This is a genomic window from Staphylococcus sp. Ze2 (assembly GCF_048568365.1).
In the GTDB taxonomy this organism is placed as follows: domain Bacteria; phylum Bacillota; class Bacilli; order Staphylococcales; family Staphylococcaceae; genus Staphylococcus; species Staphylococcus xylosus.
The window spans coordinates 2,341,674-2,365,496 of sequence record NZ_CP183486.1; the positions used below are offsets into that span (position 1 = coordinate 2,341,674).

The window sequence follows — 23,823 nt, forward strand, 5'->3', positions numbered from 1 at the left end:
CCCTTTATTTTATAAAAATGATTTAATTATTAAATATATACCCATAATTAGCATTACTGTACGCAGCAATATTACAACGGTTTCTGACTTTACCGAATGGTTAATTTTCACACCGATCTTCGCTCCAAAATAACTTGCAGATACTAACACAATTGCATATAAACATGCCACATGACCTTGTGCAATATGGCCTAGTGAACTCATAACACTAGAAAAGAAGATCATCATCATGCTCGTACCGACCGCCACATGTGGTGGAAATCTAAATACAATTAACATCAGTGGCGTCATCAATGCGCCACCACCTATGCCTAGTAATCCTGTTAATATACCAATAAACAATGTTGCTATGAAAGAAATTAAAGGCGGCACATGATAAAAATATTGTCTGCCATAACCATCAATATAACTCCGTTCATACTTTGCTTTAGCAAAAATTTTTAGTGGTTTTATTTTCTTTCGAATTACAAGTAAAATTGCTACTAATATTAAAAACAAACCAAAATACAAGTTAAAAGATGCTAATGTTAAGTAACGACTTATTACAGAACCAATTAGCGCCCCAGGTAACAAACCAAATAAAAATATCGAGCCATTTTTCACATCAACTTGTTTTGTTTTCAAATACCCCAACGTTGAAGATAATCCAGTTACTATTAATATAACTGATGAGGTACCTATAGCGATTTGAGGTGTTATTCCTTCAAGCAAATCATTGTCAACGCCTAAATAAACCAATGTAGGTACAATAATTATGCCTCCACCAATACCAACTAATGATCCTAAAATTGCTGATAAACCACCAATTAAAATCAATAATATTACTGTCAACATCCAATCGCTCCTAAAATAATTTTAATTGTTGTGGCGCTAACCCCTGATAGTCTATGCCCAATAAACGTTGATAAGTTTTAGCATTTTGGGCTGCATGTCCACCAGAATTATTATTAAAAATGACGTAAATATCTTTGGCTTTATGTTCTAGGACTTTCACTTTATCAATTAATGTTTTTAATTCTTGTTCACTATAATCATATAAATACCTTACTTCTCTCCATGCATCATCCGTCATATCTTTTTTAGTCCATCCATGTACATTTCTCCCATGGTAGCGTACAAATGCAGTTTCATTTGTAATGCGGTTAATCATCGGTACAGAACCTTGACCAACTTGAGGTTCATCACAAACTGCATGAATAATATTTTGTTGTGTTAAGAACGACAAAGTTTCTTCTTTAAAAGACTCATTAAACCAAGATTGGTGTCTAAATTCTACGCATACAGGAAAATCTACCAATTGTGCACGGATATAGCGAATATAAGTAATATTTTGAACAGTACAATCAAACCAAGGTGGAAATTGCACCAACACCATCGCAAGTTTATTCTCATCTTTTAATGGTTGAAGCATCATTTTGAATTGATCTACCAAAGTTTGTCTTGTCTCAGCAAAATCATGGTAGTCTGCATGCAAAGTTAATGCTTGATGTATTTTCACTATAAATTTAAATCTATCGGGTGTTTCTTTTATCCATTTTCTAATATTTCTTTCAGGTTGAATAGCGTAATACGTTGCGTCCAATTCTACGATTGGAAAATGGCTTGCATATGTAGCTAATTTATTCGTCTTACGCTGCAAGTCTTCATATAACGAATCGTGGTCACCCCAACCTGTTAATCCTATATTTATCATAGTATCACCAAGTTAATGATACCATATATGTTTTAATGGATTCACTTGATTAAATTCAATTTACTATAACTTAAAAAAATAAATATTAATACTTTATGGTTTTTCAAATGTATTATAAAAATAGATAAAGACATACTAGTTATAGTACGTATTATTTTAATAAAAAATGAGAAGTAGTATTGAAATCAAAAGTTTAAAGTTGATTTCAATTTATACTACTCCTCATTTCTTAAAAACACTATTCACTAAATTATTTTTGACCTAAAATATAGTTAATAAATAATTTTCTTATTGCCTTGGTCATATATTTATAGTTATTTACTGATTCAATAGTTGCTTGGCTTGTTGTACAATACGTTCCATCAATGTAGATGCCGACGAACATTGTGCCAATCTAGGACTTTGACCACTCCATAAGTGTGTCCACTGCTCATTACCCTCTCGAGCCGCTTCTTTGCGAATTGCGCTAGTCAATTGATTTTGTATTGGATAATCTGGAATATCGTCATTATATTCATTCATCTTATGAATAAACTCATTATCTATACCTCTCGCTGGTTTACCAGTAAAGACATTTGTAACTACAGTATCAGTTTCTTTACTATGTTGGATTGCGTTTTTGTAAAGTTGGCTTGCACCGCTTTCTTCTGATGTTAAAAATGCCGTACCCATTTGTATACCTTCAGCACCTAAAATTATACTAGCTACCATACCTCTGCCATCCATGATACCGCCTGCTGCAACAACAGGTATACTCACCTGGTCAACAATTTGAGGTACGAGTGACATCGTACCTATGAGAGGTGTATGATTGCTATTCGTCTCTGTAAAAGCTCCCCTATGCCCACCTGCCTCACTACCTTGAGCGATGATAGCATCCATACCTGCACTTTCATTAGCAATTGCTTCCTCCACACTTGTAGCCGTTCCTATAACTTTAATGTTTCTCTCTTTTAATCTGCTAAGTATTGATTGTTCAGGAATGCCAAACGTAAAGGAAACTACAGGCACTCCCTTTTCAATCACGATATCAATCGTGTCTTCAAACTGCTGTTTTTCACTTATATTTATAATAGGCTCATCTATATTTAACGCTCTGCGATACGGTTTCAACCAAGCGTTCATATGCTCCACTTTTTCAGGAATAAATAACTTATCACTAGGCACAAACAAATTTACTGAATATGGTAAGTCAGTTAATTGTTGTACATGAGTGATTTCTTTTTCCAGTCTCTCTGCACTAAAATAGCCTGCGCCTATCGTTCCTAATCCACCACTATTACTCACTGTCGCTACTAATTCAGGCGTGGTAGATCCTGCCATGCCAGCTTGTATAATTGGATATTTAATATTTAATAATTTAGTAACTCTAGACGATAATTTCATTTAATCTGCCCCTTTGTCTTTTTAACAAAATAACACTATTAAATAACGATTAAAATCATTTATTATTTTTATGATACGCCTTCATTTGTTCCTCTAGTTTTTCATTTTCTTCTTCGTCCATCTCATCTTCTATTTCCATACCTAACATTTCTTCAATAAGATCTTCGTGAGAAACAATAGCTTCCGTACCACCATACTCATCTAAAACAATAGCTAAATGTTTACGTGAAACTGTCATTTTCCTCAATACCCATTCAGCACGATTATGCTCATTTACAAATAAGGGCTCGGATGTATATTTTAAAATATTATTCTCAGGTTCACGACTCCATGCTAATAAATATTTAGAATGAAAAATACCTATAACTTGATCGATGTCGTTACCATAAACAGGGTAACGTGTATATGGGTTAGAAACGACAGTATTATAAGCTTCTTCATACGAAATATCTGAAGGAAAGGCAGTAACATTTATGCGAGGAGTTGTGTGAATATCTTTAACCTTTAATTGTTCAAAGTCCATAACTCCTTGAATACGATTACGCTCCATCTCATTAAATGCGCCTTCACTACCAGCAATGGTTACCATCTGTCTAATCTCTTCCTTGGAATATCGTTGTTGATCTTCCTGTCCCTTAGATAAAAATCGGTTAATTGTATCAGTAATACCATTAAGAATTATTGTAATGGGTTTAAATATTAAGACGAAAAACGATATAGGTGTATACACTAAGCGTGAAATTCTATCTGGGTATGTAGCTGCAATTGACTTAGGAATCACTTCTGATATAACAATGATTACTACTGTTGTTACTGCTGTTGCAATCCCAACATTTAAACCTATATCTACTGCTAATATTGTAACTAATGTAGGTAATATAATATTAGCAATATTATTTCCTATCAGTATTGCAGTGATAAATTCACTTGGTTTTGTTAATAATTTTGATAATTTCCCCGCTTTTTTATTTCCCTCTTGAGCATCTGTTTGTATTTTCATCCTGTTTGCAGCAGTTAATGCAGTTTCACTTCCCGAAAAGAAAAATGAAGCAAACAAAAGTATGATTATACCAATAACCATAAATTCATGACTCCTTTAATAAGCTTTATTAATAAATTCACTTTCATATTATTTCCCACTTTAATAACTTTATAAACGCATTGTTCTTGTATTATGATACATTGCCGCTCAATAAAAAAGTCATATTTAATAACTATTACATACAAATAAATATGTTATGATAAGAAAAATATTATAAAAATGGAGTTGTTTATATGGCTAAGGTAACGCAGTGCCAAAGTTGTGGAATGCCTATAGATAAAAAAACGCCTGCAGGAACAGAAAGTGATGGTTCAGCCGCAGAAAAATATTGTCATCATTGTTATCAAAATGGTTCATTTACTTTGAACCTTGGATTTGATGATATGTACAAGTATAATCTAAAAAGATTTCAAGAATCAGACATGAATAAAATACAAAAATTCTTTTTAAACAAAATGTATACTAAAAAATTCATGGCCAAGTTAGATCGCTGGAAATAACACACATGAATAGCATGCAAAAGTACCAAATCAATTGACTTATTTAAGCCACTTTCACAAAATTGCTCTTAAGTTAAAAACAACTATAATCAAACACATAGTCAGTTCAGTCTTAGTAAATATTATTTTATAAATTCTCAAACTGTTGGCTGTTTTATTTTAAACACTCTCTTTTATAATTTGGAATATAAAAAGAGAGTGAACGCACGAAATCATAACGGTTAACTTGATTTCATTCGATTACTCCCTTTGTTTACGCTGTTATAGTTAAATAATATAATAGTAGTGTTACTAAAAAACCCCTTTTTACGCAAAGCTAATGTTCTACAATTTTAAATAACTTAGCTCATAATTTTTTCAAATTTAAAGAACTCAAATTCTTTTTGCACGCCATTCACATCAAACATCTCTTTATAAAATCCTGTGATATGAAAATTGCATTTATTTATGTAGAAATGGATATTCCGCTTTTCAAAATAAGGTGTATGTAACTCCCAAACTTTAGTTTCTGGAAAATGATTTTCAATCGCTTTCCAAACTTTAGTTCCAATCCCTTGGCCATGTGCATTATCATTAATATATAATGTATCGACATGACTTCTTTTATTTTCTTTATTAATTTCAAAGATAGCACCACCAATATTCCTACCATTTAAATAAAAATAATAAATATGAGGATTATCTGAATAAAAAGATTCATTATAATCTTGTTCTGATGGGATCGGTGCAAAATTTTCTGGATATTCTTGTTCTGGGAAAGTTGCTTGGAGACCCTTCAAAAATGATAATGAAGATTGTTTTTTGAAAGCTTCGAATTCATCCTTTTTAACGCGTATTAATTCTATCTCATCAAATCTTTGCTCTGCCACGTTTTATGACTCCCCTCAAAAAATAGAAAATATTAATTCATTGCATTTTGTTATTCTCAAAATTAAAAATGTTTAAATGTTAGAAATAAGTTAATCTAATGAGAATCTTTTTAAAAAATAAAGTGAAAATACCAATACTATAATAGCAATGGCTAAGCCAATCGTTGTAGACGCACTATGATGATCTACAATAATATATCTCACAATTGCTGTGATTGCAGCATAAATAAAATATTGCATTGAAAAGTGATAATTTTTCTTAAAATACTGAACAATTAATAGTATAAACTCAATATACAAGAATGAGATTAAAAGTTTTTCAATCATATAATCATATTGAACATTACTATTACTTATAAATATCTCATTAATCATGCTAATACATTCTTTAAATAGAAAGATAACCAATATTAATGCTATTGTTGCAATAAACATATTTAATATTAACATTAAAAACATACTAAAGATTTCTGCAGCATTCTTTTTATTATTTACCATTAAACTTCCCCGATAAATATTATTTTTCAAAATAAAAAACACGAAATGATATGTAATTTTAACAACATTTAAAGATAAATGCTATCAATTTAGTATCATTTCGTGCTTTTAATATTATCAAATGGTGATTTCAATGGTTAAATTTAGCCGATTGAACCTTCCATTTCAAATTTAATTAAACGGTTCATCTCTACCGCATATTCCATCGGTAATTCTTTTGTAAATGGTTCAATGAAGCCCATTACAATCATTTCAGTCGCTTCTTCTTCAGAAATACCACGGCTCATCAAGTAGAATAATTGTTCTTCAGATACTTTAGAAACTTTCGCTTCATGTTCTAAAGAGATATTATCATTGAATACTTCGTTATATGGAATTGTATCTGAAGTCGATTCATTATCTAAGATTAAAGTATCACATTCGATGTTTGAACGTGCACCCTTAGCTTTACGTCCAAAATGAACGATACCACGATAAACAACTTTACCGCCATCTTTAGAAATAGATTTAGAAACAATTGTTGAAGAAGTATTTGGCGCTTTATGAATCATCTTAGCACCAGCATCTTGTACTTGTCCTTTACCTGCAAATGCAATAGATAATGTGCTACCTTTGGCACCTTCACCCATCAATACACAGTTTGGATATTTCATTGTTAATTTAGAACCTAAGTTACCGTCAACCCATTCCATGTTACCATTTTCATGAACTAGCGTACGTTTTGTAACTAAGTTATAAACGTTATTTGCCCAGTTTTGAATTGTTGTGTAACGAACATGTGCATCTTTATGAACGATGATTTCAACTACTGCTGAGTGAAGAGAGCTCGTTGAGTAAACAGGAGCTGTACAACCCTCAACATAGTTAACAGATGCACCTTCATCAGCGATGATTAATGTACGTTCAAATTGTCCCATATTTTCAGAGTTAATACGGAAATATGCTTGTAATGGTGTATCTAATTTAATGTTTTTAGGTACATAAATAAATGAACCACCAGACCAAACAGCTGAGTTTAATGCTGAGAACTTGTTGTCAGCTGCAGGCACAACTGTTGAGAAATATTGTCTGAATAACTCTTCGTTTTCTCTTAATGCACTATCTGTATCTTTAAAGATAATTCCTTTATCTTCAAGTTCTTTTTCCATATTATGATAAACAACTTCAGATTCATATTGTGCAGAAACACCAGCAAGGTATTTTTGTTCTGCTTCAGGAATACCTAATTTATCAAACGTACGTTTGATTTCTTCAGGTACTTCATCCCATGAACGTTCTGTATTTTCAGATGGTTTAACATAGTAAGTGATATCATCGAAGTCCAATTCAGATAAATCTCCACCCCATTGTGGCATCGGCATTTTGTAGAATTGTTTTAATGATTTCAATCTATAGTTAAGCATCCATTCTGGTTCATCTTTCATGCTTGAAATTTCACGGACAATATTTTCCGTCAAACCACGTTCTGATCTAAAAATGGAAACATCTTCATCATGAAAACCATATTGATAATCTCCAACATCAGGTGCTTTTTTAGCCATTTAAATCACTCCTTTTATATATTAAAAACGACTTACGTGCAAAAATCATTTTGTGTATTTACTTTTTATATGCTATTTAAATAGGCAATATATTAAACCTTTAGCTACATTAAATATCATGTTGTAATCCCTAGTTTGAATGGAATTTTACACATTGTCAATGCATCAACTTCAGTTTAATCCTACTCTTCAGTATTGCCTTCTTTTTCAACTGTACCCTTTTCGAGTGCTTTCCATGCTAACGTGGCACATTTAATACGCGCAGGGAATTGAGCGACGCCTTGTAGAGCTTCGATATCGCCCATATCTTCGCTGATTTCATAATCTTCACCAAGCATCATTTTGGAAAATTCTTGACTCATTTTCATAGCATCTGCTAGAGAATGACCTTTTACCGCTTCAGTCATCATTGAAGCACTAGACATGGAAATTGAACAGCCTTCCCCATCAAATTTAGCATCTTTTATGAAACCATCTTCAATATCAAACGTAAGATGAATGCGGTCCCCACACGTTGGATTATTCATGTCGACGGTCATGGAACCATTATCTAAAGTACCTTTATTTCTTGGGCTTTTATAATGGTCCATAATCACTGAACGATACAATTGATTTAAATTATTAAAATTCATATGAGAAAAACTCCTTCGTCTGTTTCAACGCTTCGACGAGTTGGTCAATATCTTCTTGCGTGTTATAAATATAAAAACTTGCACGTGCTGTAGAAGATTGATTCAACCACTTCATAAGTGGTTGTGCACAATGATGTCCGGCTCTTACAGCCACACCTTCAGTATCTACCGCAGTTGCTACATCATGCGCATGAACATCAGTCATATTGAATGTAATAACACCAGCGCGTCTTTCTTTCGCAGGTCCATAAATTTCAATACCATCTATTTCTGACATCTTGTCGTAAGCGTACTGTGTTAATGCTGTTTCATGTTGCTGAATCTTTTCGAAACCTAAGTTTTCAATATATCTTACCGCTTCAGCTAAGCCAATTGCTTGAGCTATTAATGGTGTACCAGCTTCAAATTTAGTAGGTAAGTCAGCCCATGAAGCTTCGTATTTGCCTACAAAATCGATCATATCTCCGCCAAATTCAATTGGTTCCATTTTATTAAGTAACGTGCGTTTACCGTATAAAACGCCAATCCCTGTTGGTCCGAGCATTTTATGACCACTAAAGCTGTAAAAATCAACATCTAATGCTTGCATATCTAATGCCATGTGAGGCGCAGCTTGTGCACCATCTACGCTAATAATTGCACCATGTTCATGTGCAACTTCTGTAATAGCTTTTATGTCATTAATAGTGCCAAGTACATTGGATACATGGGCGATAGCTACAATTTTTGTATTATCATTAATTGTAGCTTTTACATCTTCAATCGCTAATTCACCATCATCAGTCATTGGGATAAATTTCAACGATGCATTTTTGCGCTTAGCTAATTGTTGCCATGGCACGATATTAGCATGATGTTCCATTTCAGTGACTACAATTTCATCGCCTTCTGAAATGTTAGCATCACCATAACTATGAGCGACAATATTTATTGATGCTGTTGTACCTCTAGTGAAAATGACTTCTTCAAAGTATTTTGCATTTATAAAGCGTCTCACTGTTTCTCGAGCACTTTCATAACCATCTGTTGCCAATGACCCTAATGTGTGTACACCACGATGTACATTTGAATTATAACGTTTATAATAATCAGCCATTGCATCAATAACTTGCACGGGTGTCTGGCTAGTAGCGGTTGTATCTAAATAAGCCAAGCGATTGCCATTAACTTGTTGATTGAGGATTGGAAAATCTTCTATAATTTCAGTAACATTTAAAGTTTCAGTCAAATTACTCACAGGCCTTCCTTTATTAAAATCAATATGCAGACCTTAGCAAAGGTTCAGTCACAATTGATAGATCGTTATACTTTCTTTATCGTTACGGTCAAAATTGGACTTCCCGTTCTCATTACTATTGTCCTAACTTCAATTTAAAGTCTATTTGTTTACTTTTAATTCAATTACGTCACGTAATTGACGTTTAACATCTTCAATTGGTAGTTCACGAACCACTGGATCTAAGAAACCATGGATAACTAAGCGTTCTGCTTCTTGACGAGAAATACCACGACTCATTAAGTAGTATAATTGCTCTGGGTCTACACGGCCAACTGAAGCTGCGTGTCCTGCTTCTACATCATCTTCATCAATTAATAAGATTGGGTTAGCATCCCCACGCGCATTTTCAGATAACATCAATACACGAGATTCTTGGTTAGCATTTGATTTAGCGCCACCGTGTTTGATGTATCCAATACCATTAAATACGGTTGAGGCACTTTCAAGCATAACACCATGTTTTAAAATATAGCCATTTGTTTCTTTACCATATTGAACAATTTTTGATGTTAAATTAACTTTTTGACTACCTGTACCTACTACAACAGATTTTAATTCACTTTCTGAACGATCACCAATTAAGTTTGTTGTATTATCAATAATCTGGCTACCTTCATTCATAAGTCCAAGTGCCCAATTAATTGTCGCATCTGCTTGCGTAACACCACGACGAATGATATGACCAGTAAAACCTTTATCTAAATAATCTACAGAACCATAAGTGATTTTTGAGTTTGCTCCTGCATTTACTTCTGAGACGATATTCAACTGGCTACCTTCACCGCTAGCATTTGATAGATAGTTTTCAACGTATGTCACTTCTGCACTTTCCTCTGTACTAATAAGGACATGATTGTAGAAACTTGCTTGTTCATCGTCGTGTAAGACAACGTATTGAATTGGATGTTCTACAACCACATTTTTAGGTACATATACAAATACGCCACCGTTTAATAATGCAGTGTGTAATGCTGTTAATCTATGTTCATCAACAGTTACAGTTTCATTCATGAAATATTGTTTTACTAAATCTGGATGGTTAACTAAAGCCTCAGATAAACCTTCAACGATAACGCCATCATTTTTTGCAGAATCAGAAACTTTAGTAAAAGCCAATGTATTATTATGTTGAATAATCAAATTTTCAGAATTATCTATATCGATAATATCTTTTACTGCTTCTGGTAATTCTTCTAACGTTTGATATACGCTACCTGTAGTTTCATGTTGCTTAAATGAGTCAAAATCCCATCTGTTAATTTTTGTTTTATCTGGTTTTGGCATTTCTAAAGTTTCAGTTAATTTTAACGCTTCTTTACGTAATTCTGTTAGCCAAGTAGGTTCATTATGGGCTTGTGAATATTCAACTAGTTGCGCTTCAGAAATGTTCAAAGTTTCAGTCGTCATACTTTTTTCCTCCCATTTGATGATTGTATGATTTAATTCATCGGTATAAATCAAGACCTTAAATCTTCATCTAAATTAATATGTTTCATATGAGTTGAGACTTATTCTGTAGCACCGTACTCTTCTTTAACCCATTCGTAACCTTCTTCTTCAAGACGCTTAGCTAATTCTGGACCACCAGAAGTAACTACTTTACCGCCATACATAACGTGAACATGATCAGGCGTAATGTAATTTAATAGACGTTGATAGTGCGTGATAATTAATGAGCCAAATTCGTCTCCACGCATTTGGTTGATCCCTTTAGAAACAACTTTTAATGCATCAATATCTAAACCTGAGTCAATTTCATCTAAAATTGCGAATTTTGGTTCTAACATCATTAATTGAAGAATTTCATTACGTTTCTTCTCACCGCCAGAGAAACCTTCATTTAAGTAACGTTGTGCCATATCTTGATCGATATCTAAGTAATCCATTTCTTTATCAAGTTTTTTGATAAATTGCATTAAATTGATTTCTTCACCTTCTTCACGTTTAGCATTTATTGCTGAACGCATGAAGTCTGCATTTGTTACACCAGTGATTTCTGATGGATATTGCATTGCTAAGAAAAGACCAGCTTTTGCACGTTCGTCAACTTCTAATTCTAAGATATTAACGCCGTCTAAGATTACTTCCCCTTTTGTTACTTCGTAGCTTGGGTGGCCCATGATTGCTGATGATAATGTTGATTTACCAGTACCGTTTGGTCCCATAACTGCGTGTATTTCACCTGTGTTAATTGTTAAATTAACACCCTTTAGAATCTCTTTATCTTCTATAGACACATGTAGGTCCTTAATTTCTAATGTTGATGGCATACATATTCCCTCCGTATTATATGATATGTTTTTCCTATCTAGTTTATAATAATTTTAATCTACAGTCAAAAGACTGAGCACTTGTTACATCATCTAATTATAACGTAGTTATATACGAATATAAACCTTTTCTAGTGCTAAATTAAAATCGTTATTAAAACACAATAATTTTCGATAATAATACTATGATTTTTGTAAATGATAAAAGCCACCTTAATGTTCTCAATACATTAGAGTCTCTTTTCCATGTTTTTTCGCATTATAAATATGGTATCTACATCATTTAGTTTCTTTGTGTTTATAATATTGTATTTCACTTTTTTATGCTAATATCATTACTACATTATTAAAAAAGGAGAAAGATATGTCAAAAATTAAATGGTCTAATTTATGGAAAGGTTTTGCAATGGGTACGACTGATTTAGTCCCTGGCGTAAGCGGTGGGACAATTGCACTGTTACTAGGTATCTATGATGATTTCATACGTTCCATTAGCGGCATTTTTTCAAAACGATTTTGGGAAAGTTTGAAATTCTTAATACCTATAGGTCTGGGTATGGTTATCGCAATTGGAGTATTAAGTAAACTCATTAATTACTTACTAAGTACACACACGATCCCAACAATGTTCTTTTTTGTTGGTCTTATCGGAGGAATTATTCCTTACCTATTGAAAACGTCTAAATTCAAACAAACATTTAATACACTGCATTATATATTATTAGTATTAGGTATCGTTATTATAGTAGTTATTACATTACTCAATAACGGAGACAAACATGCTGGAGAAACTTTAACATTAAATTCTGGTTTAGTGATTAAATATTTTATTGCGGGTATGTGTGCCTCTAGTGCAATGTTATTACCTGGAATATCAGGTTCATTCATGTTACTCGTCTTTGGGGTTTATGGCACAGTAATGTTTGCTATTTCAGAATTTATGTCATTAAACTTTGCGGCAATACCTATTTTATTAACAGTAGGGTTTGGTGTTATTTGCGGATTTTTATTCTCGAGTAAATTAATTCAGTATTTACTATCTTATTATACTTTTCTCACATATGCCCTTATTATAGGTTTTGTAGTTGGCTCACTTTATGCAGTGTTCCCAGGTCTACCTGGCACATTTATAATTTGGATAATTTCAATCATTACACTTATATTAGGATTTGTTATTAGTTATAAATTAGGAAAAATTACAGCAGATGACTAATGATTTTTTTATTTTGTATTACATTTATCGTTCAACCACCTTATTTCACATAAAGTAATTCTTTACACTAGCTATAAACCTGTACTTTTTATATAATAGAATACCAATCAGAAATGATTGAATAACAAACATATCGGAGGAATTAATTAATTTTTGGGAACCATTATTAGTTTATTTATATTTATTTTATTATTGATATTAACCGCGTTCTTTGTGGCGACAGAATTCGCAATCGTTAAAGTTCGAACATCTAGGATTAACTCACTTGCGAACGGAGACAATAAGAAAGCAGTTGCCGCACAAAAAGTAGTTTCACACTTAGATGAATATTTAGCTGCTTGTCAACTTGGTATTACGATTACAGCTTTAGGTATTGGAATGGTCGGTGAATCTACCTTTGAGTTTTTATTACATCCTATTTTTAGTAGTTTAGGTCTTTCAGAAACAATGATTCATATATTCACATTAATTAGTGCGTTTGTAATTGCAACTTATTTACACGTGGTTGTCGGTGAAATGGCACCTAAAACAATTGCAATTCAAAAAGCCGAACAAATCACATTATTTATCGCTAAGCCAATCATCATGTTTTACAAATTATTTTATCCATTTATTTATATTCTTAACGGCTCGGCAAGATTAATTTTAAAAATGTTTGGTATGCAACCTGCTAAAGAAAGTGAATTATATCATTCAGAAGAAGAATTAAAACTATTAATTAAAGAAAGTCATGAAGGCGGAGAAATTTCTGAAAATGAGTTAACACACATAAATCGTGCTTTCGCGTTCGATGAAATGAAAATTGTAGACGGCTACTTGCCACTTGAAAAAGTCTCAGTTGTTGATATCAATAGTAATATTGACGAAACTAAAGCATACGTAAGTAATGCAAATTACACAAGATTTCCAGTAATTAAAGACACCACTACACAAATTGTAGGTTATATACATGCAAAAGATCTATTAAGTAATGATATCAACTCGCTTAATGATATTACTCACAAAATTCTTAAAATCAAATTAAATTCAAAATACCATCAAGTCTTAGAGCAAATGAAGTCTCACCAAATTCATATAGCTCTAGTGGAAGACGAACATCAAACCCCCCTTGGTATTATTACAATGGAAAATATTTTAGAAAACATTGTCGGTGATATTAAAGACGAATACGATCAATCGTAATAATCAAATAAGTACAAATGATTCCGAGGCATAAATGTATGTCTCGGTTTTTTTATGTATTTAACTATCAATAGTTGTGGTTAAAATTTTAAAAGAAATACTAAAGTTTCAGCTAGATAAATCTGTTAGGGTTAGATTAATATATGGAATCGTTAATGCAAAAATTGATTTCTATGATTTTAGTCCACGAGAAGATTCATCTAATTTTTTATCAAGTATAGTATCACAAATAAAACCCGACACATAACTTATACACGTTTTCATCTATATTGAAATGAAAATGCATATAACATAATTGTCGGGTTTAAAAATGATAAAATATCAATAGCGAAAATGATATTCCATACATGTGATATATCAATAAATAGAGCTATAAGAAAATCTATGTCTCTAATTATTTTAAGCTCTCCCATCACAGTTAAAATTAACAATTGGAAACTAATAACATTAAATTTTCAAAGTAACAATGGTACCTTTGGCATTTAACTTAGCAAATATATTAATTATAACTTAATTATATTTTACACCTTAGAATTGTTTAATTCAAACTTAACTGCTAGGAAATACTTTATTACACTTTCTGTTAGTATTAAATCTAAATACTAATTAATTTCGACTTATTTTTTGAAATTTTTATCAAACCAAAGTAAATAGACGATAGCACCTACTGGTACCCCAACCAATGGTGTTGTAACCATACTCACAACAAACATACAGGCTATAATTGATAATACATCATTAGTTCGCCACTTCTTGTTTAATAAATAATTCCACATTTCTTTTAGGCTCACTTCAATTCACTCCTTAATATTTAAATTTTATTTATTAATAAGATGCGTTTTAACTTACAAATAGCTAAAATGTCAAAACGACATCGATTCAATGTTGTCGATAATTCAATGATAACATGTAATAAAGTAGATAAAACTAACACTGTTGTCACTTTTTAAATAGTTCAATTAATTAATAATATGAGTTAAATTCATCTAATAAATACTCAAAATCTCAGAAAAGCACTAACTATTCAAGCTAGTGAATAGCTAGTGCTTTTTTATTTTTATAGAGTCTTTAACAAAGAACACACAAAAATCCCCTTTAACCATTAAGGCAAAGGGGATGATAACTATTTCGATATTATTTTGCTGGAACTACGGCACCATCATATTTTTTATCGATTTCATCTTTAATTTCTTTAGATTGTAATACTTCCATCAATGCTTTGATTTTTTTATCATCTTTATGTCCTTCTTTAACAGCAATTAAATTAGCGTAAGGATTGTCTTTCGCTTTCTCTAATACAATAGAATCATCTTTAGGACTTAATTTTTGATCGATTGCAAAATTAGAGTTGATAATTACTGCATCAGCATCTTCATTTTGATAAATTTTCGGTAAGTATTCTGCAGATTGTTTATTATTAAATTTGATATCTTTTTTGTTTTCTACGATATCATCAAATTTAGCATCTTCAATCTTCACACCATCTTTTATTTTAATTAATCCTGCATCTTGGAAGAATTTTAAGAAACGGCCTTCTTCAGCTGGATTATTAGAAACATAAACAGTGGCACCTTTTGGTAAATCTTTTAGACTCTTATATTTTTTAGAATAAACAGCCATTGGTTCTAAATGAACATTACCTGCTGATTCTACTTTATATCCTTTATCTTTTTTCTCAGTTTTTAAGTAAGGTGTATGTTGGAAAAAGTTTGCGTCTAATTCACCTTTATCTAATAATTTATTCGGTGTTGTATAATCATTAATTGTTTTAATCTTCAAATCATAGCCTTTATCTTTTAATAATGGCTTGGCTTTTTCTAAAATTTCAGCATGAGGAGCTGGAGAAGCACCTACTGTAATTTTTTTATCTTCACTGCCACCACTATTTCCACAAGCTGCTAAAACAAGCGCTAATACAAGTACAGAAGCTAAGCTAAATAATTTTTTCATATAAAAAGTCCCCCTTTTTAAGATTATCTCTTATCAATTTTATTAGTAGCCCAATCACCAATAAATTGAATGATGAACACAATAATAAGGATTAAAATTGTTGAAACAAAAATAACGTCATTTTGATTTCTGGTGAAACCTGTTAAATAAGCTAGGTTACCTAAGCCACCTGCACCAATAACACCGGCTACTGCAGTAGATCCTACTAAAGCAATCGCTGTGACAGTAATACCTGAAATTAATGCTGGCATCGCTTCAGGTAATAATACTTTTTTGACTACTGTCCAAGTAGTGGCACCCATTGACCAAGCTGCTTCAATAACGCCTTTATCAATCTCTTTAAATGCAATTTCTACAAGTCTGGCATAGAAAGGCGCCGCACTAATGATTAAAGCTGGTAATGCTCCTGTTGGACCACTAATCGTGCCTAAGACTAAACTTGTAAACGGAATTAACAATAAGATTAAAATAATAAATGGTATCGCTCTAAACAAGTTAACTATAAATGAAACAACAGTATAGAAAACTCTCGCTATAGGTGATTTGCTTTTAGCTGATAAAAAGAGTAAAACACCTAATATTAAGCCTAGTACAAAGGCAAAAATTGTCGAAATAACTGTCATATAAATTGTTTCGTATGTCGCTAACCAAACTTCGTCCCAACTGACGTTTGGCATTGTAAACATCTCGCGGAGGATGTCACTCAATGAATTACCCATGTCTTAACACCTCCACTGACACATGCTGTGCTTCTAAATCATTTTTAAACTTTTCGAATTTTTCTGAATTTACATCGCTCAATTGAATTACTAAGAAACCAAGTGAACCATCTTTTGTATGTTTAATATTAGCTTCTAATATATTCACATCGATGTTATGCGTTTTCGTTATGTATGACACGAGAGGTTGCGTGGTATTATTCCCTGTGAAATTCAAACGAACAACATAATCATCTTCATTAAGTGACACTAAGTCGCTAATAGATTTATCAAAATCATCATTTAAATCATCTTTAACAAAACGTTTTGTAACCGCATGTTGTGGATTCTCAAAAACTGTGGAAACTAGACCTTGTTCAATCACACGACCGTTTTCCATAACAGCTACTTCGTCACATATGCGTCTAATGACATGCATTTCGTGTGTGATGATTACAATTGTTAAATTTCTTTCTTCTTTAATTTTCAATAATAATTCTAAAATTTCATCTGTTGTTTGAGGATCTAATGCACTTGTCGCTTCATCACAAAGCAATACAGTTGGTTCGTTTGCTAACGCTCGCGCAATGCCGACACGTTGTTTTTGACCACCTGACAGTTCTGAAGGATACGCACTTTCTCTACCTTTCAGTCCAACAAGTTCTACTAATTCTTTTGCCCGTTGTTTTGCTTCACGGCGAGGCACACCCGCTATTTCCAATGGAAATGTAATATTATTTAATACAGTACGCGACCATAGTAAATTAAAATGTTGAAATATCATGCTCACTTTTTGACGCTTTTTTCTTAACTGTGATTTTGATAGCTTACCAATTGTATCTCCATCGATAATGACGTCTCCTGAAGTTGGTTGTTCGAGATTATTTAAAAGTCTAATTAAAGTACTTTTCCCCGCACCTGAAAAACCAACTACTCCAAAAATCGAGCCTGATTGAATACTTAAATCAACATGATCTACAGCCAGTACGTCCTGTTTTTTCGTTTTGTACTTTTTGACTATTTGATTTAACTCAATCATTCTGTTTCCTCCTTGTGTTGCTAATCCTTCAATTAAAAAAATGCTTTCTCTATGTTCACCGAAGTATAGAGAAAGCAAAATCGCTTCTCTCATCTTCTAAAGTTTTAAAACTTTATGTGAATTGGCACCATTTCTATTAAAGACGGTTGCCGGGCTTCGTAGGGCACATCCCTCCACCTCTCGTGATAAGAGTTTCATTATTTAATTATTTTTAATCCTACCATCGTACTAATATTTCGTCAATAACTATTTTAAATTTTCTAACAAATAAGGCACCGATTGAAATGCATAAATCCTTTTTTGCTCTTCACCTTTTGACATTACTAATAAAACTGGTACAGATTGAATTTCATACATTTGACTAAAATCAGGATGAAAGTTTAAGTCCATTTTTATTATAGGTAATTGCAAAATATCATTAGCAATATCTAGCATACGTTCAGAAACCTTACATGTCCCACATGTTGGTGTATAACCAAAGATAAGATACTTATCTTCATTTATATATTTATTGACGTCAACGCGTTGTTCACTTGTTACATTCATGTTAATAAACTTACCCTCTCAGCTATATAATCCAATCTTGCTTTCGCCACCTTTTCTTCATCCTTAACTATAAAACCATGTTTTTCCAATACTCTAGATAAATATGGTTTAGGACAACGAGCGACTTCGCAATATTGTTTATCTACTCTTATATGTCTACTTTCACTTAAATAGCGTTTGAACCATTTTCGTATTCTTTCACCTTCATCATCCGAATCAACAAGAATATACACTTGTTTGTCATATAAAGTATCAATCATTTCGTCTAATTTATCTACACCCATCGTTCCATTCGTGCAAATAATTTCTATTGGCTGATCAATCACTTGTTTGACACGCTTCTTGTCTGACTTTCCTTCGACAACAATTACTTGGTTCAGTATCGTCATGACATCCACCCTCTAAATGTTGATAGTAAATCTTTTCTACTTAGTTCTTCACAATCCGTAGTGACAATAAACATAATTTACATAGTTAAAATATTTCTTATTATTACAAACATAATTTATCATTATTTTAAGTTGAGGTGAACTTGTTAGACTTATAAAATTGATAAATCTTCAATAATCCTCAATGGTATGAAAAAACTCCAAGATAGTTATATCATGGAGTTCAGTGTTATATTATTCGCCAATCATTTCTGAATATTGCTCTGCAGTTAATAATTCATCTATTTGACTTTCGTCACTTAGTTCAACTTTAACCATCCAAGCTTTTTCGTAAGGTGATTCATTTACGAATTCTGGGCTATCTTCTAACTCATCATTAGATTCAACTACTTTACCTGATACAGGTGCATATAGTTCTGAAACAGTTTTTACGGATTCAACACTACCAAAAGTGTCGCCTTCATTAATTTCGTCATCTACTTCTGGTAATTCAACAAATACGATATCGCCAAGTTCACCTTGAGCGTATTCAGTGATACCAATTGTTACTGTATTACCTTCAACTTTTACCCATTCATGTTCTTTAGAATATTTTAATTCACTCGGTACTGCCACGAGAATCCCCTCCTAAATGATTTTACATATTAATGATGCCATATGCATACCATACAATCAACTATTTATTAACATGTTAATACTATTATAATGTTTTCATAACAATAAATGAAGCGTTTACATACATTACTTATAATTCACTTACAGAGATTGCTCTATTTCCAAAAGAGGAATTAAGATAACCATGTTGCCTTATATTGATCTTCTTTAAAACCAACTGTAACTTTATCCCCAGAAATAGCTAATGGTCTTTTGACCAACATACCATTTGTTGATAATAAATCTAACTTTTCATCATTAGTAAGGTCACTCATTTTGTCTTTAAGACCCAATTCACGATATTTAGCTCCATGCGTATTAAAGAGTTTATTTATATCGATATCTGTCGCCTCTAAGATTTCTTTAAACTCATTTTTAGTGGGCGTATGTTGCACTATATCGATTGGTTCAAAGCTCACACCGTAGTCTTGTAAAAATTTCGCTGCTTTTTTACAAGTAGTACAATTAGGATATTGGTAAAATTTTATCATTATTCTGTACCTCCTATAACTAGTTAACATTAATATATCAAATTTATTGCTAAAACGCTCTAATAAATAAGCTGATTTTTTTTATAACTTTAAAATGTCCGTTATAATAAGCTTAATAATATTTTTAAAAAGGAGAAAATTATGAAACCTATTAATACAAATGATGCATTTAAAGAAACTGTACAAAGTGATAACCCTGTTATTGTAAAATTCGAAGCTGGCTGGTGCCCTGACTGTAAAGCAATGGATATGTGGATTGACCCTATCCAAGAAAAATACAATGATTACGACTGGTTTACAGTTAATCGTGATGAGCTGGAAGACGTTGCAGCTGACAACGACGTGATGGGCATCCCAAGCTTATTAGTATTTAAAAATGGTGAGAAATTAGCTCACTTACACTCAGCTAATGCGAAATCACCAGAACAAGTAGAAGCATTTTTAGCAGAAACATTTAAATAATTGATTTATAAATGAGATATTTCATCTCATCTTGATCGGCTGGGACAAATTAATTGTCTCAGCCTTTATTATTATATTGGTAGTATTTTTAAAGAACCACTACTCAATTTATTGAGTTAGTGGTTCTTACACATGAGTTTATACTCAGGTGTTCCATTTTTGAAAATCAGTGGTTCTTAACCATCAACATGAATTTCAAATCAGATAAAGCCACTATTAGTTTTAGTCGAGTTTGACAAAGTATGACGACGAAGCCTTTTTGACATTTGAGTATATAATCATAAAAATTAGGAATGGGCATACGAAGTCAAATTTCACTTTTACTTTCGTATACCCATTCTCTATAACTACTTTAAAATTTTTCTATTACTTGATCGACATGACGTTTTCTATATGGCATCTCATCTTGTAAATCTGTGAGATACAAGAAACCAACGAGTTGTTCATCATCTCTCACATTAAATATCGACCTTATTTCGGGTGTGAATATATATGCTGGTGATTTCCAACACGTGCCAATTCCCGCTTCATGCAACAATAACATTAAATTTTGTGCGAAGGCTCCAAATGCCATGTTATTCTCTAAATCTTCTCGTTGTCTAGGGTCTCTTTTTAAAATTAAGGCAAGCATGCCACCTAGATTTGTAACAGTGTTATAATGATTTTCTTGTTTTTTATCTAAATTAGGAAACGCAACTTCTGAGAGTTGTTTACTCATAGGACCTAAGCGTTCTTTAGCAATATGAATCACTCTCCAAGGCTCTCTCATGCCATGATTGGGGGCATCTGTTGCTTGCTGTATCGCTTGGTATAGTGCGTTATCATCTATTGTCATATCTCTTTTAAAAATCTTAATACTTCTACGATGTGCAATTGCATCTTGTAGTTCCATGGATTATCGCCCTTTCATTAGTGATAATTATTTTCAATTATAAATCAGGCGACCACTATTTTCAAACTACTCGTATAATTTAATTTGTTGTTTTAATGTTTCAACATGAATTTGGCCAGGCGCTTTTGGTGCGTCTAAGCAACCATATGAAACTGATCCTCCAAATAAACCCTGAGCAGTTCTTGAAATTAATCCAAGCTTAGACATCGCTATACCAACAACATGTTGGGAAACCGTGTCTGAACTCTCAGACATTGCATTTAATAGATTCAAGACATCTTGTTTATCATGAGGCATAACAGCTACTTTTAAATAATCTGGTTCAAGTTGATGCATTTTATAATATAAGCGTTTTAATACTTCCAATTTAGGTGTTTTTTTAAAGTTATGCTGCGATAATACAACTTCTAAATTTTTGCGATGCGCTGATTCTATTAATGATTGGTATTTTTCTATTGGCATCATTTCTTCATATTCAATATCTATCATATCAATATAATCTAATGGAATTATTTTTTCTAGCGCATTTAAGTATTTATCATTTGCTAATTGACCCTCTCCACCTTGAGTCTTCGTTCGATAAGTTACTAACAATTTTTTATTTAAGTTTAAATTGTATATATATTCAGCAATTTTTGCTACATGTGTCTCATCAAAAACTGACCACTGGTCTATTCTTAGTTCTATAATATCTATAGAGGCTTGATATTGTTTTAAATCTTCAATTGTAACTTGTTCGAGTTCATTTTCAGGTGCAATTGTAACAGCTATATCAACTTTGGCCATGTTTAAACTTCCTTTTACTTTAGTAATATTTAAATTATTGTATAACAATTTCTAAAAATAATACAATTAAAAAACATATAAATTACTCCGTGAAATGATTTAAATTATTTTTCTTGGGTAAACATGAATTAGAAGTTTTTTTAGGAGGTCATAAAATGGCAGTAAATTATGAAACGAAAGCAACAAATACAGGTGGACGTAACGGCCACGTTCAAACTGACGATAAAGCAATTGACGTAGCAATTGTACCACCAGCTCAAGCTGATGCTGAAAAAGGTACAAACCCAGAGCAATTGTTTGCAGCAGGTTATGCTTCATGTTTTAATGGCGCATTTGATTTAATCTTAAAACAAAATAAAGTGAGAGGCGCTGAGCCAGAAGTTACTTTAACAGTACGTTTAGAAGATGACCCTGAAGCTGAAAGCCCTAAATTAAGTGTCTCAATTGACGCAAAAGTCAAAAATGTATTATCTCAAGAAGAAGCTGAGAAATATTTACAAGATGCACACGAATTTTGTCCATACTCAAAAGCTACACGTGGCAACATTGATGTTGACTTAAATGTAGCAGTTGTTGACTAATATATTCCCCCGAAAAATTCTTAATTGAACTTTCGGGGGCTTTTTTTGTTTTTTTATTCCTGGTGTGCAATCTAGATGCTTTAATGCTTAATAAATGTTTAGTTAGTTGTCTCTTTAATCTTTACTATGAAATAAGATATAAGCAATCAACACTGCAAAAGAAATCAGGATTAGCACTCCCAGTGAAACTATAATAGTTATTAAAGCTCCCACAATATATGCCTCCATTCACATTTATGTGTCTCGCTATATTATACCACAATTATCATATGCCTATTTTTTACTTAATATATTTATTAATATTTTTTTTATGTTTATAAAAAGTTATTCTTTTTCATACTGAATTGAAAATGTCCACATATTTTTGCAAAAAATTAAAGATAGTATTGCTCAAATAAATTATTTCCTTTAATATTATAATTAAATTGGCAAACTAGAACTATTCATTCTTTATAAAAAATACTTTGCAGAGGTTAGGAGGCATTGAATGACGCAAATTCGCTATTTAACAACTGAAGATTTTTCTATTTATAAATCCTTGTTACTACAAGGCATTAATAAAGAACTCGAAGTATTAGCCTGGAAATTACAAAATGAGAAATGCTTAAATGATACAGATTTACACAAGCTACTATCCACAGACTCAACAGATTGTATCGTTCTTGGCGCCTTTGAACAGGATATACTTATGGGCGCTGTTACACTAATTCATCATCAAACCTATAGCTTGTCTCATAAAGCAACTTTAGAAAATATGTGTGTTAAAGATGAAAATCAAGCATCTAAAGAACAAATTTCAAATTTGCTTATGCGCCAAATATTTAAAATTTGTAATGAAAAAGAGATTGAAATATTGATGACTTCACTTATTTCAAATAACATCAGTGGCAAGGTCTTTTTTAGTAACTTAAATTTTGAAACACTTGTATTAGAACAGCATGCTAGAAAATATGATAATTATTATGTAGATGAGCATTGGCTTATTTATCATTTCGATGGTAATGACAGTGACTTATTTGTTTAACAGTAGTGATTGCTAAATGGTTGACATAGGGTAACTAAATCTCTATTTCGTAATTAATTTTAAATGCAAACGGATAGATTGTATGCTATCTCAAAGAAACTAATTAATATAGTCCAAATCCATTAATCTTTAAAATGACTTGCAATTATATTGCTAAACAAATATTATTTTTGTTAAGTGCTATTTTATTAATAAATATTTTATTC

Annotated in this window: 27 protein-coding genes and 1 riboswitch; of the genes, 6 read left to right on the top strand and 21 right to left on the bottom strand. The window is 32.1% G+C overall.

The features are described from left to right. Window positions 1–9 precede the first annotated feature (9 nt). From ACM591_RS10970 to ACM591_RS10985, 4 genes are all read right to left on the bottom strand, one after another. Entirely contained in the window at window positions 10–834 is an 825-nt protein-coding gene (locus tag ACM591_RS10970; protein WP_418354384.1) for a sulfite exporter TauE/SafE family protein, read from the bottom strand. Window positions 835–844: 10 nt separating this feature from the next. Then, the gene (locus ACM591_RS10975; protein ID WP_326026784.1) at window positions 845–1,693 is read right to left on the bottom strand and encodes a DUF72 domain-containing protein; all 849 of its coding nucleotides are present in this window, start codon (window positions 1,691–1,693) and stop codon (window positions 845–847) included. 318 nt (window positions 1,694–2,011) lie between these two features. Continuing rightward, window positions 2,012–3,079: an NAD(P)H-dependent flavin oxidoreductase gene (locus ACM591_RS10980; protein WP_029377579.1), complete on the bottom strand. Its 1,068-nt coding sequence runs from the start codon at window positions 3,077–3,079 to the stop codon at window positions 2,012–2,014. Between the two features lie 55 nt (window positions 3,080–3,134). After that, the gene (locus ACM591_RS10985; RefSeq protein WP_058625711.1) at window positions 3,135–4,160 is read right to left on the bottom strand and encodes a hemolysin family protein; all 1,026 of its coding nucleotides are present in this window, start codon (window positions 4,158–4,160) and stop codon (window positions 3,135–3,137) included. Between the two features lie 194 nt (window positions 4,161–4,354). Between ACM591_RS10985 and ACM591_RS10990 the strand changes: the two genes are divergently transcribed. Next, a complete protein-coding gene (locus ACM591_RS10990; RefSeq protein ID WP_326026120.1) occupies window positions 4,355–4,621 on the top strand; it encodes a zinc ribbon domain-containing protein in 267 nt (88 codons plus the stop codon). A 341-nt stretch (window positions 4,622–4,962) separates the two neighbouring features. Here ACM591_RS10990 and ACM591_RS10995 read toward each other — a convergent pair whose 3' ends face one another. From ACM591_RS10995 to sufC, 7 genes are all read right to left on the bottom strand, one after another. Next, window positions 4,963–5,490, bottom strand: a complete 528-nt coding sequence (locus ACM591_RS10995) for a GNAT family N-acetyltransferase (protein WP_038678195.1) — start codon at window positions 5,488–5,490, stop codon at window positions 4,963–4,965. Between the two features lie 90 nt (window positions 5,491–5,580). Beyond that, window positions 5,581–5,988: a phosphate-starvation-inducible protein PsiE gene (locus ACM591_RS11000; RefSeq protein WP_058625710.1), complete on the bottom strand. Its 408-nt coding sequence runs from the start codon at window positions 5,986–5,988 to the stop codon at window positions 5,581–5,583. 143 nt (window positions 5,989–6,131) lie between these two features. Further along, window positions 6,132–7,529, bottom strand: a complete 1,398-nt coding sequence (gene sufB, locus ACM591_RS11005; protein WP_017722380.1) for a Fe-S cluster assembly protein SufB — start codon at window positions 7,527–7,529, stop codon at window positions 6,132–6,134. A gap of 182 nt (window positions 7,530–7,711) precedes the next feature. After that, the gene (sufU, locus tag ACM591_RS11010) at window positions 7,712–8,161 is read right to left on the bottom strand and encodes a Fe-S cluster assembly sulfur transfer protein SufU (protein ID WP_017722381.1); all 450 of its coding nucleotides are present in this window, start codon (window positions 8,159–8,161) and stop codon (window positions 7,712–7,714) included. Beyond that, window positions 8,151–9,389 (bottom strand): cysteine desulfurase, encoded by a 1,239-nt coding sequence (locus ACM591_RS11015; protein ID WP_029377584.1) that lies wholly within the window; start codon window positions 9,387–9,389, stop codon window positions 8,151–8,153. Before ACM591_RS11015 ends, sufU begins: the two co-directional genes overlap by 11 nt. A gap of 150 nt (window positions 9,390–9,539) precedes the next feature. Next, complete coding sequence (sufD, locus tag ACM591_RS11020; RefSeq protein WP_038678191.1) at window positions 9,540–10,847, bottom strand: Fe-S cluster assembly protein SufD; 1,308 nt, start codon at window positions 10,845–10,847, stop codon at window positions 9,540–9,542. 101 nt (window positions 10,848–10,948) lie between these two features. Continuing rightward, window positions 10,949–11,710 (bottom strand): Fe-S cluster assembly ATPase SufC, encoded by a 762-nt coding sequence (sufC, locus tag ACM591_RS11025; RefSeq protein ID WP_029377586.1) that lies wholly within the window; start codon window positions 11,708–11,710, stop codon window positions 10,949–10,951. Window positions 11,711–12,074: 364 nt separating this feature from the next. Between sufC and ACM591_RS11030 the strand changes: the two genes are divergently transcribed. Together ACM591_RS11030 and ACM591_RS11035 are read left to right on the top strand one after the other, a co-directional pair. Beyond that, the gene (locus tag ACM591_RS11030) at window positions 12,075–12,923 is read left to right on the top strand and encodes a DUF368 domain-containing protein (RefSeq protein ID WP_058625709.1); all 849 of its coding nucleotides are present in this window, start codon (window positions 12,075–12,077) and stop codon (window positions 12,921–12,923) included. 153 nt (window positions 12,924–13,076) lie between these two features. Next, on the top strand, window positions 13,077–14,105 hold the full coding sequence (locus ACM591_RS11035) for a hemolysin family protein (protein WP_081224896.1): 1,029 nt from the start codon (window positions 13,077–13,079) through the stop codon (window positions 14,103–14,105). 617 nt (window positions 14,106–14,722) lie between these two features. Here the strand turns inward: ACM591_RS11035 and ACM591_RS11040 are convergent. The 8 genes from ACM591_RS11040 to ACM591_RS11075 all read right to left on the bottom strand — a co-directional run bounded on the left by ACM591_RS11040 (window position 14,723) and on the right by ACM591_RS11075 (window position 19,872). Then, window positions 14,723–14,896 carry a VraH family peptide resistance protein gene (locus ACM591_RS11040; protein WP_038678186.1) on the bottom strand — a complete coding sequence of 58 codons (174 nt, stop codon included), beginning with the start codon at window positions 14,894–14,896 and terminating at the stop codon, window positions 14,723–14,725. A 343-nt stretch (window positions 14,897–15,239) separates the two neighbouring features. After that, entirely contained in the window at window positions 15,240–16,055 is an 816-nt protein-coding gene (locus ACM591_RS11045; protein ID WP_029377595.1) for a MetQ/NlpA family ABC transporter substrate-binding protein, read from the bottom strand. Window positions 16,056–16,078: 23 nt separating this feature from the next. Then, on the bottom strand, window positions 16,079–16,774 hold the full coding sequence (locus ACM591_RS11050; RefSeq protein ID WP_107556155.1) for a methionine ABC transporter permease: 696 nt from the start codon (window positions 16,772–16,774) through the stop codon (window positions 16,079–16,081). Then, on the bottom strand, window positions 16,767–17,792 hold the full coding sequence (locus ACM591_RS11055) for a methionine ABC transporter ATP-binding protein (protein ID WP_017722390.1): 1,026 nt from the start codon (window positions 17,790–17,792) through the stop codon (window positions 16,767–16,769). The genes ACM591_RS11050 and ACM591_RS11055 overlap by 8 nt, the downstream gene beginning before the upstream one ends. An 86-nt stretch (window positions 17,793–17,878) precedes the next feature. Then, window positions 17,879–17,984, bottom strand: a riboswitch (SAM riboswitch). A 54-nt stretch (window positions 17,985–18,038) separates the two neighbouring features. Beyond that, entirely contained in the window at window positions 18,039–18,338 is a 300-nt protein-coding gene (locus ACM591_RS11060; RefSeq protein WP_029377596.1) for a thioredoxin family protein, read from the bottom strand. Beyond that, window positions 18,335–18,727 carry a toprim domain-containing protein gene (locus ACM591_RS11065; protein WP_029377597.1) on the bottom strand — a complete coding sequence of 131 codons (393 nt, stop codon included), beginning with the start codon at window positions 18,725–18,727 and terminating at the stop codon, window positions 18,335–18,337. Before ACM591_RS11065 ends, ACM591_RS11060 begins: the two co-directional genes overlap by 4 nt. 234 nt (window positions 18,728–18,961) lie before the next feature. Further along, a complete protein-coding gene (gcvH, locus tag ACM591_RS11070) occupies window positions 18,962–19,342 on the bottom strand; it encodes a glycine cleavage system protein GcvH (RefSeq protein ID WP_029377598.1) in 381 nt (126 codons plus the stop codon). 173 nt (window positions 19,343–19,515) lie between these two features. Continuing rightward, the gene (locus tag ACM591_RS11075; RefSeq protein WP_029377599.1) at window positions 19,516–19,872 is read right to left on the bottom strand and encodes an arsenate reductase family protein; all 357 of its coding nucleotides are present in this window, start codon (window positions 19,870–19,872) and stop codon (window positions 19,516–19,518) included. A 141-nt stretch (window positions 19,873–20,013) separates the two neighbouring features. Between ACM591_RS11075 and ACM591_RS11080 the strand changes: the two genes are divergently transcribed. After that, complete coding sequence (locus ACM591_RS11080) at window positions 20,014–20,334, top strand: thioredoxin family protein (protein WP_029377600.1); 321 nt, start codon at window positions 20,014–20,016, stop codon at window positions 20,332–20,334. Between the two features lie 352 nt (window positions 20,335–20,686). Here the strand turns inward: ACM591_RS11080 and ACM591_RS11085 are convergent, their stop codons facing one another. Next, on the bottom strand, window positions 20,687–21,226 hold the full coding sequence (locus ACM591_RS11085; protein ID WP_326008785.1) for a nitroreductase: 540 nt from the start codon (window positions 21,224–21,226) through the stop codon (window positions 20,687–20,689). Between the two features lie 66 nt (window positions 21,227–21,292). Further along, on the bottom strand, window positions 21,293–22,012 hold the full coding sequence (gene aroD, locus ACM591_RS11090) for a type I 3-dehydroquinate dehydratase (RefSeq protein ID WP_326026124.1): 720 nt from the start codon (window positions 22,010–22,012) through the stop codon (window positions 21,293–21,295). Between the two features lie 155 nt (window positions 22,013–22,167). Between aroD and ACM591_RS11095 the strand changes: the two genes are divergently transcribed. Then, complete coding sequence (locus ACM591_RS11095) at window positions 22,168–22,593, top strand: organic hydroperoxide resistance protein (RefSeq protein WP_029377603.1); 426 nt, start codon at window positions 22,168–22,170, stop codon at window positions 22,591–22,593. A 487-nt stretch (window positions 22,594–23,080) separates the two neighbouring features. Continuing rightward, window positions 23,081–23,617, top strand: a complete 537-nt coding sequence (locus ACM591_RS11100) for a GNAT family N-acetyltransferase (protein WP_058625707.1) — start codon at window positions 23,081–23,083, stop codon at window positions 23,615–23,617. Window positions 23,618–23,823 lie beyond the last annotated feature (206 nt).

Excerpts from the sequence above, each read along its gene's own strand:
- ACM591_RS10970 (WP_418354384.1), bottom strand. The coding sequence starts at position 834 with ATGTTGACAGTAATATTATTGATTTTAATTGGTGGTTTATCAGCAATT.
- ACM591_RS10975 (WP_326026784.1), bottom strand. The coding sequence starts at position 1,693 with ATGATAAATATAGGATTAACAGGTTGGGGTGACCACGATTCGTTATAT.
- ACM591_RS10980 (WP_029377579.1), bottom strand. The coding sequence starts at position 3,079 with ATGAAATTATCGTCTAGAGTTACTAAATTATTAAATATTAAATATCCA.
- ACM591_RS10985 (WP_058625711.1), bottom strand. The coding sequence starts at position 4,160 with ATGGTTATTGGTATAATCATACTTTTGTTTGCTTCATTTTTCTTTTCG.
- ACM591_RS10990 (WP_326026120.1), top strand. The coding sequence starts at position 4,355 with ATGGCTAAGGTAACGCAGTGCCAAAGTTGTGGAATGCCTATAGATAAA.
- ACM591_RS11000 (WP_058625710.1), bottom strand. The coding sequence starts at position 5,988 with ATGGTAAATAATAAAAAGAATGCTGCAGAAATCTTTAGTATGTTTTTA.
- sufB (WP_017722380.1), bottom strand. The coding sequence starts at position 7,529 with ATGGCTAAAAAAGCACCTGATGTTGGAGATTATCAATATGGTTTTCAT.
- sufU (WP_017722381.1), bottom strand. The coding sequence starts at position 8,161 with ATGAATTTTAATAATTTAAATCAATTGTATCGTTCAGTGATTATGGAC.
- sufD (WP_038678191.1), bottom strand. The coding sequence starts at position 10,847 with ATGACGACTGAAACTTTGAACATTTCTGAAGCGCAACTAGTTGAATAT.
- sufC (WP_029377586.1), bottom strand. The coding sequence starts at position 11,710 with ATGCCATCAACATTAGAAATTAAGGACCTACATGTGTCTATAGAAGAT.
- ACM591_RS11030 (WP_058625709.1), top strand. The coding sequence starts at position 12,075 with ATGTCAAAAATTAAATGGTCTAATTTATGGAAAGGTTTTGCAATGGGT.
- ACM591_RS11045 (WP_029377595.1), bottom strand. The coding sequence starts at position 16,055 with ATGAAAAAATTATTTAGCTTAGCTTCTGTACTTGTATTAGCGCTTGTT.
- ACM591_RS11050 (WP_107556155.1), bottom strand. The coding sequence starts at position 16,774 with ATGGGTAATTCATTGAGTGACATCCTCCGCGAGATGTTTACAATGCCA.
- ACM591_RS11055 (WP_017722390.1), bottom strand. The coding sequence starts at position 17,792 with ATGATTGAGTTAAATCAAATAGTCAAAAAGTACAAAACGAAAAAACAG.
- ACM591_RS11060 (WP_029377596.1), bottom strand. The coding sequence starts at position 18,338 with ATGAATGTAACAAGTGAACAACGCGTTGACGTCAATAAATATATAAAT.
- ACM591_RS11065 (WP_029377597.1), bottom strand. The coding sequence starts at position 18,727 with ATGACGATACTGAACCAAGTAATTGTTGTCGAAGGAAAGTCAGACAAG.
- ACM591_RS11075 (WP_029377599.1), bottom strand. The coding sequence starts at position 19,872 with ATGATAAAATTTTACCAATATCCTAATTGTACTACTTGTAAAAAAGCA.
- ACM591_RS11080 (WP_029377600.1), top strand. The coding sequence starts at position 20,014 with ATGAAACCTATTAATACAAATGATGCATTTAAAGAAACTGTACAAAGT.
- ACM591_RS11085 (WP_326008785.1), bottom strand. The coding sequence starts at position 21,226 with ATGGAACTACAAGATGCAATTGCACATCGTAGAAGTATTAAGATTTTT.
- aroD (WP_326026124.1), bottom strand. The coding sequence starts at position 22,012 with ATGGCCAAAGTTGATATAGCTGTTACAATTGCACCTGAAAATGAACTC.
- ACM591_RS11095 (WP_029377603.1), top strand. The coding sequence starts at position 22,168 with ATGGCAGTAAATTATGAAACGAAAGCAACAAATACAGGTGGACGTAAC.
- ACM591_RS11100 (WP_058625707.1), top strand. The coding sequence starts at position 23,081 with ATGACGCAAATTCGCTATTTAACAACTGAAGATTTTTCTATTTATAAA.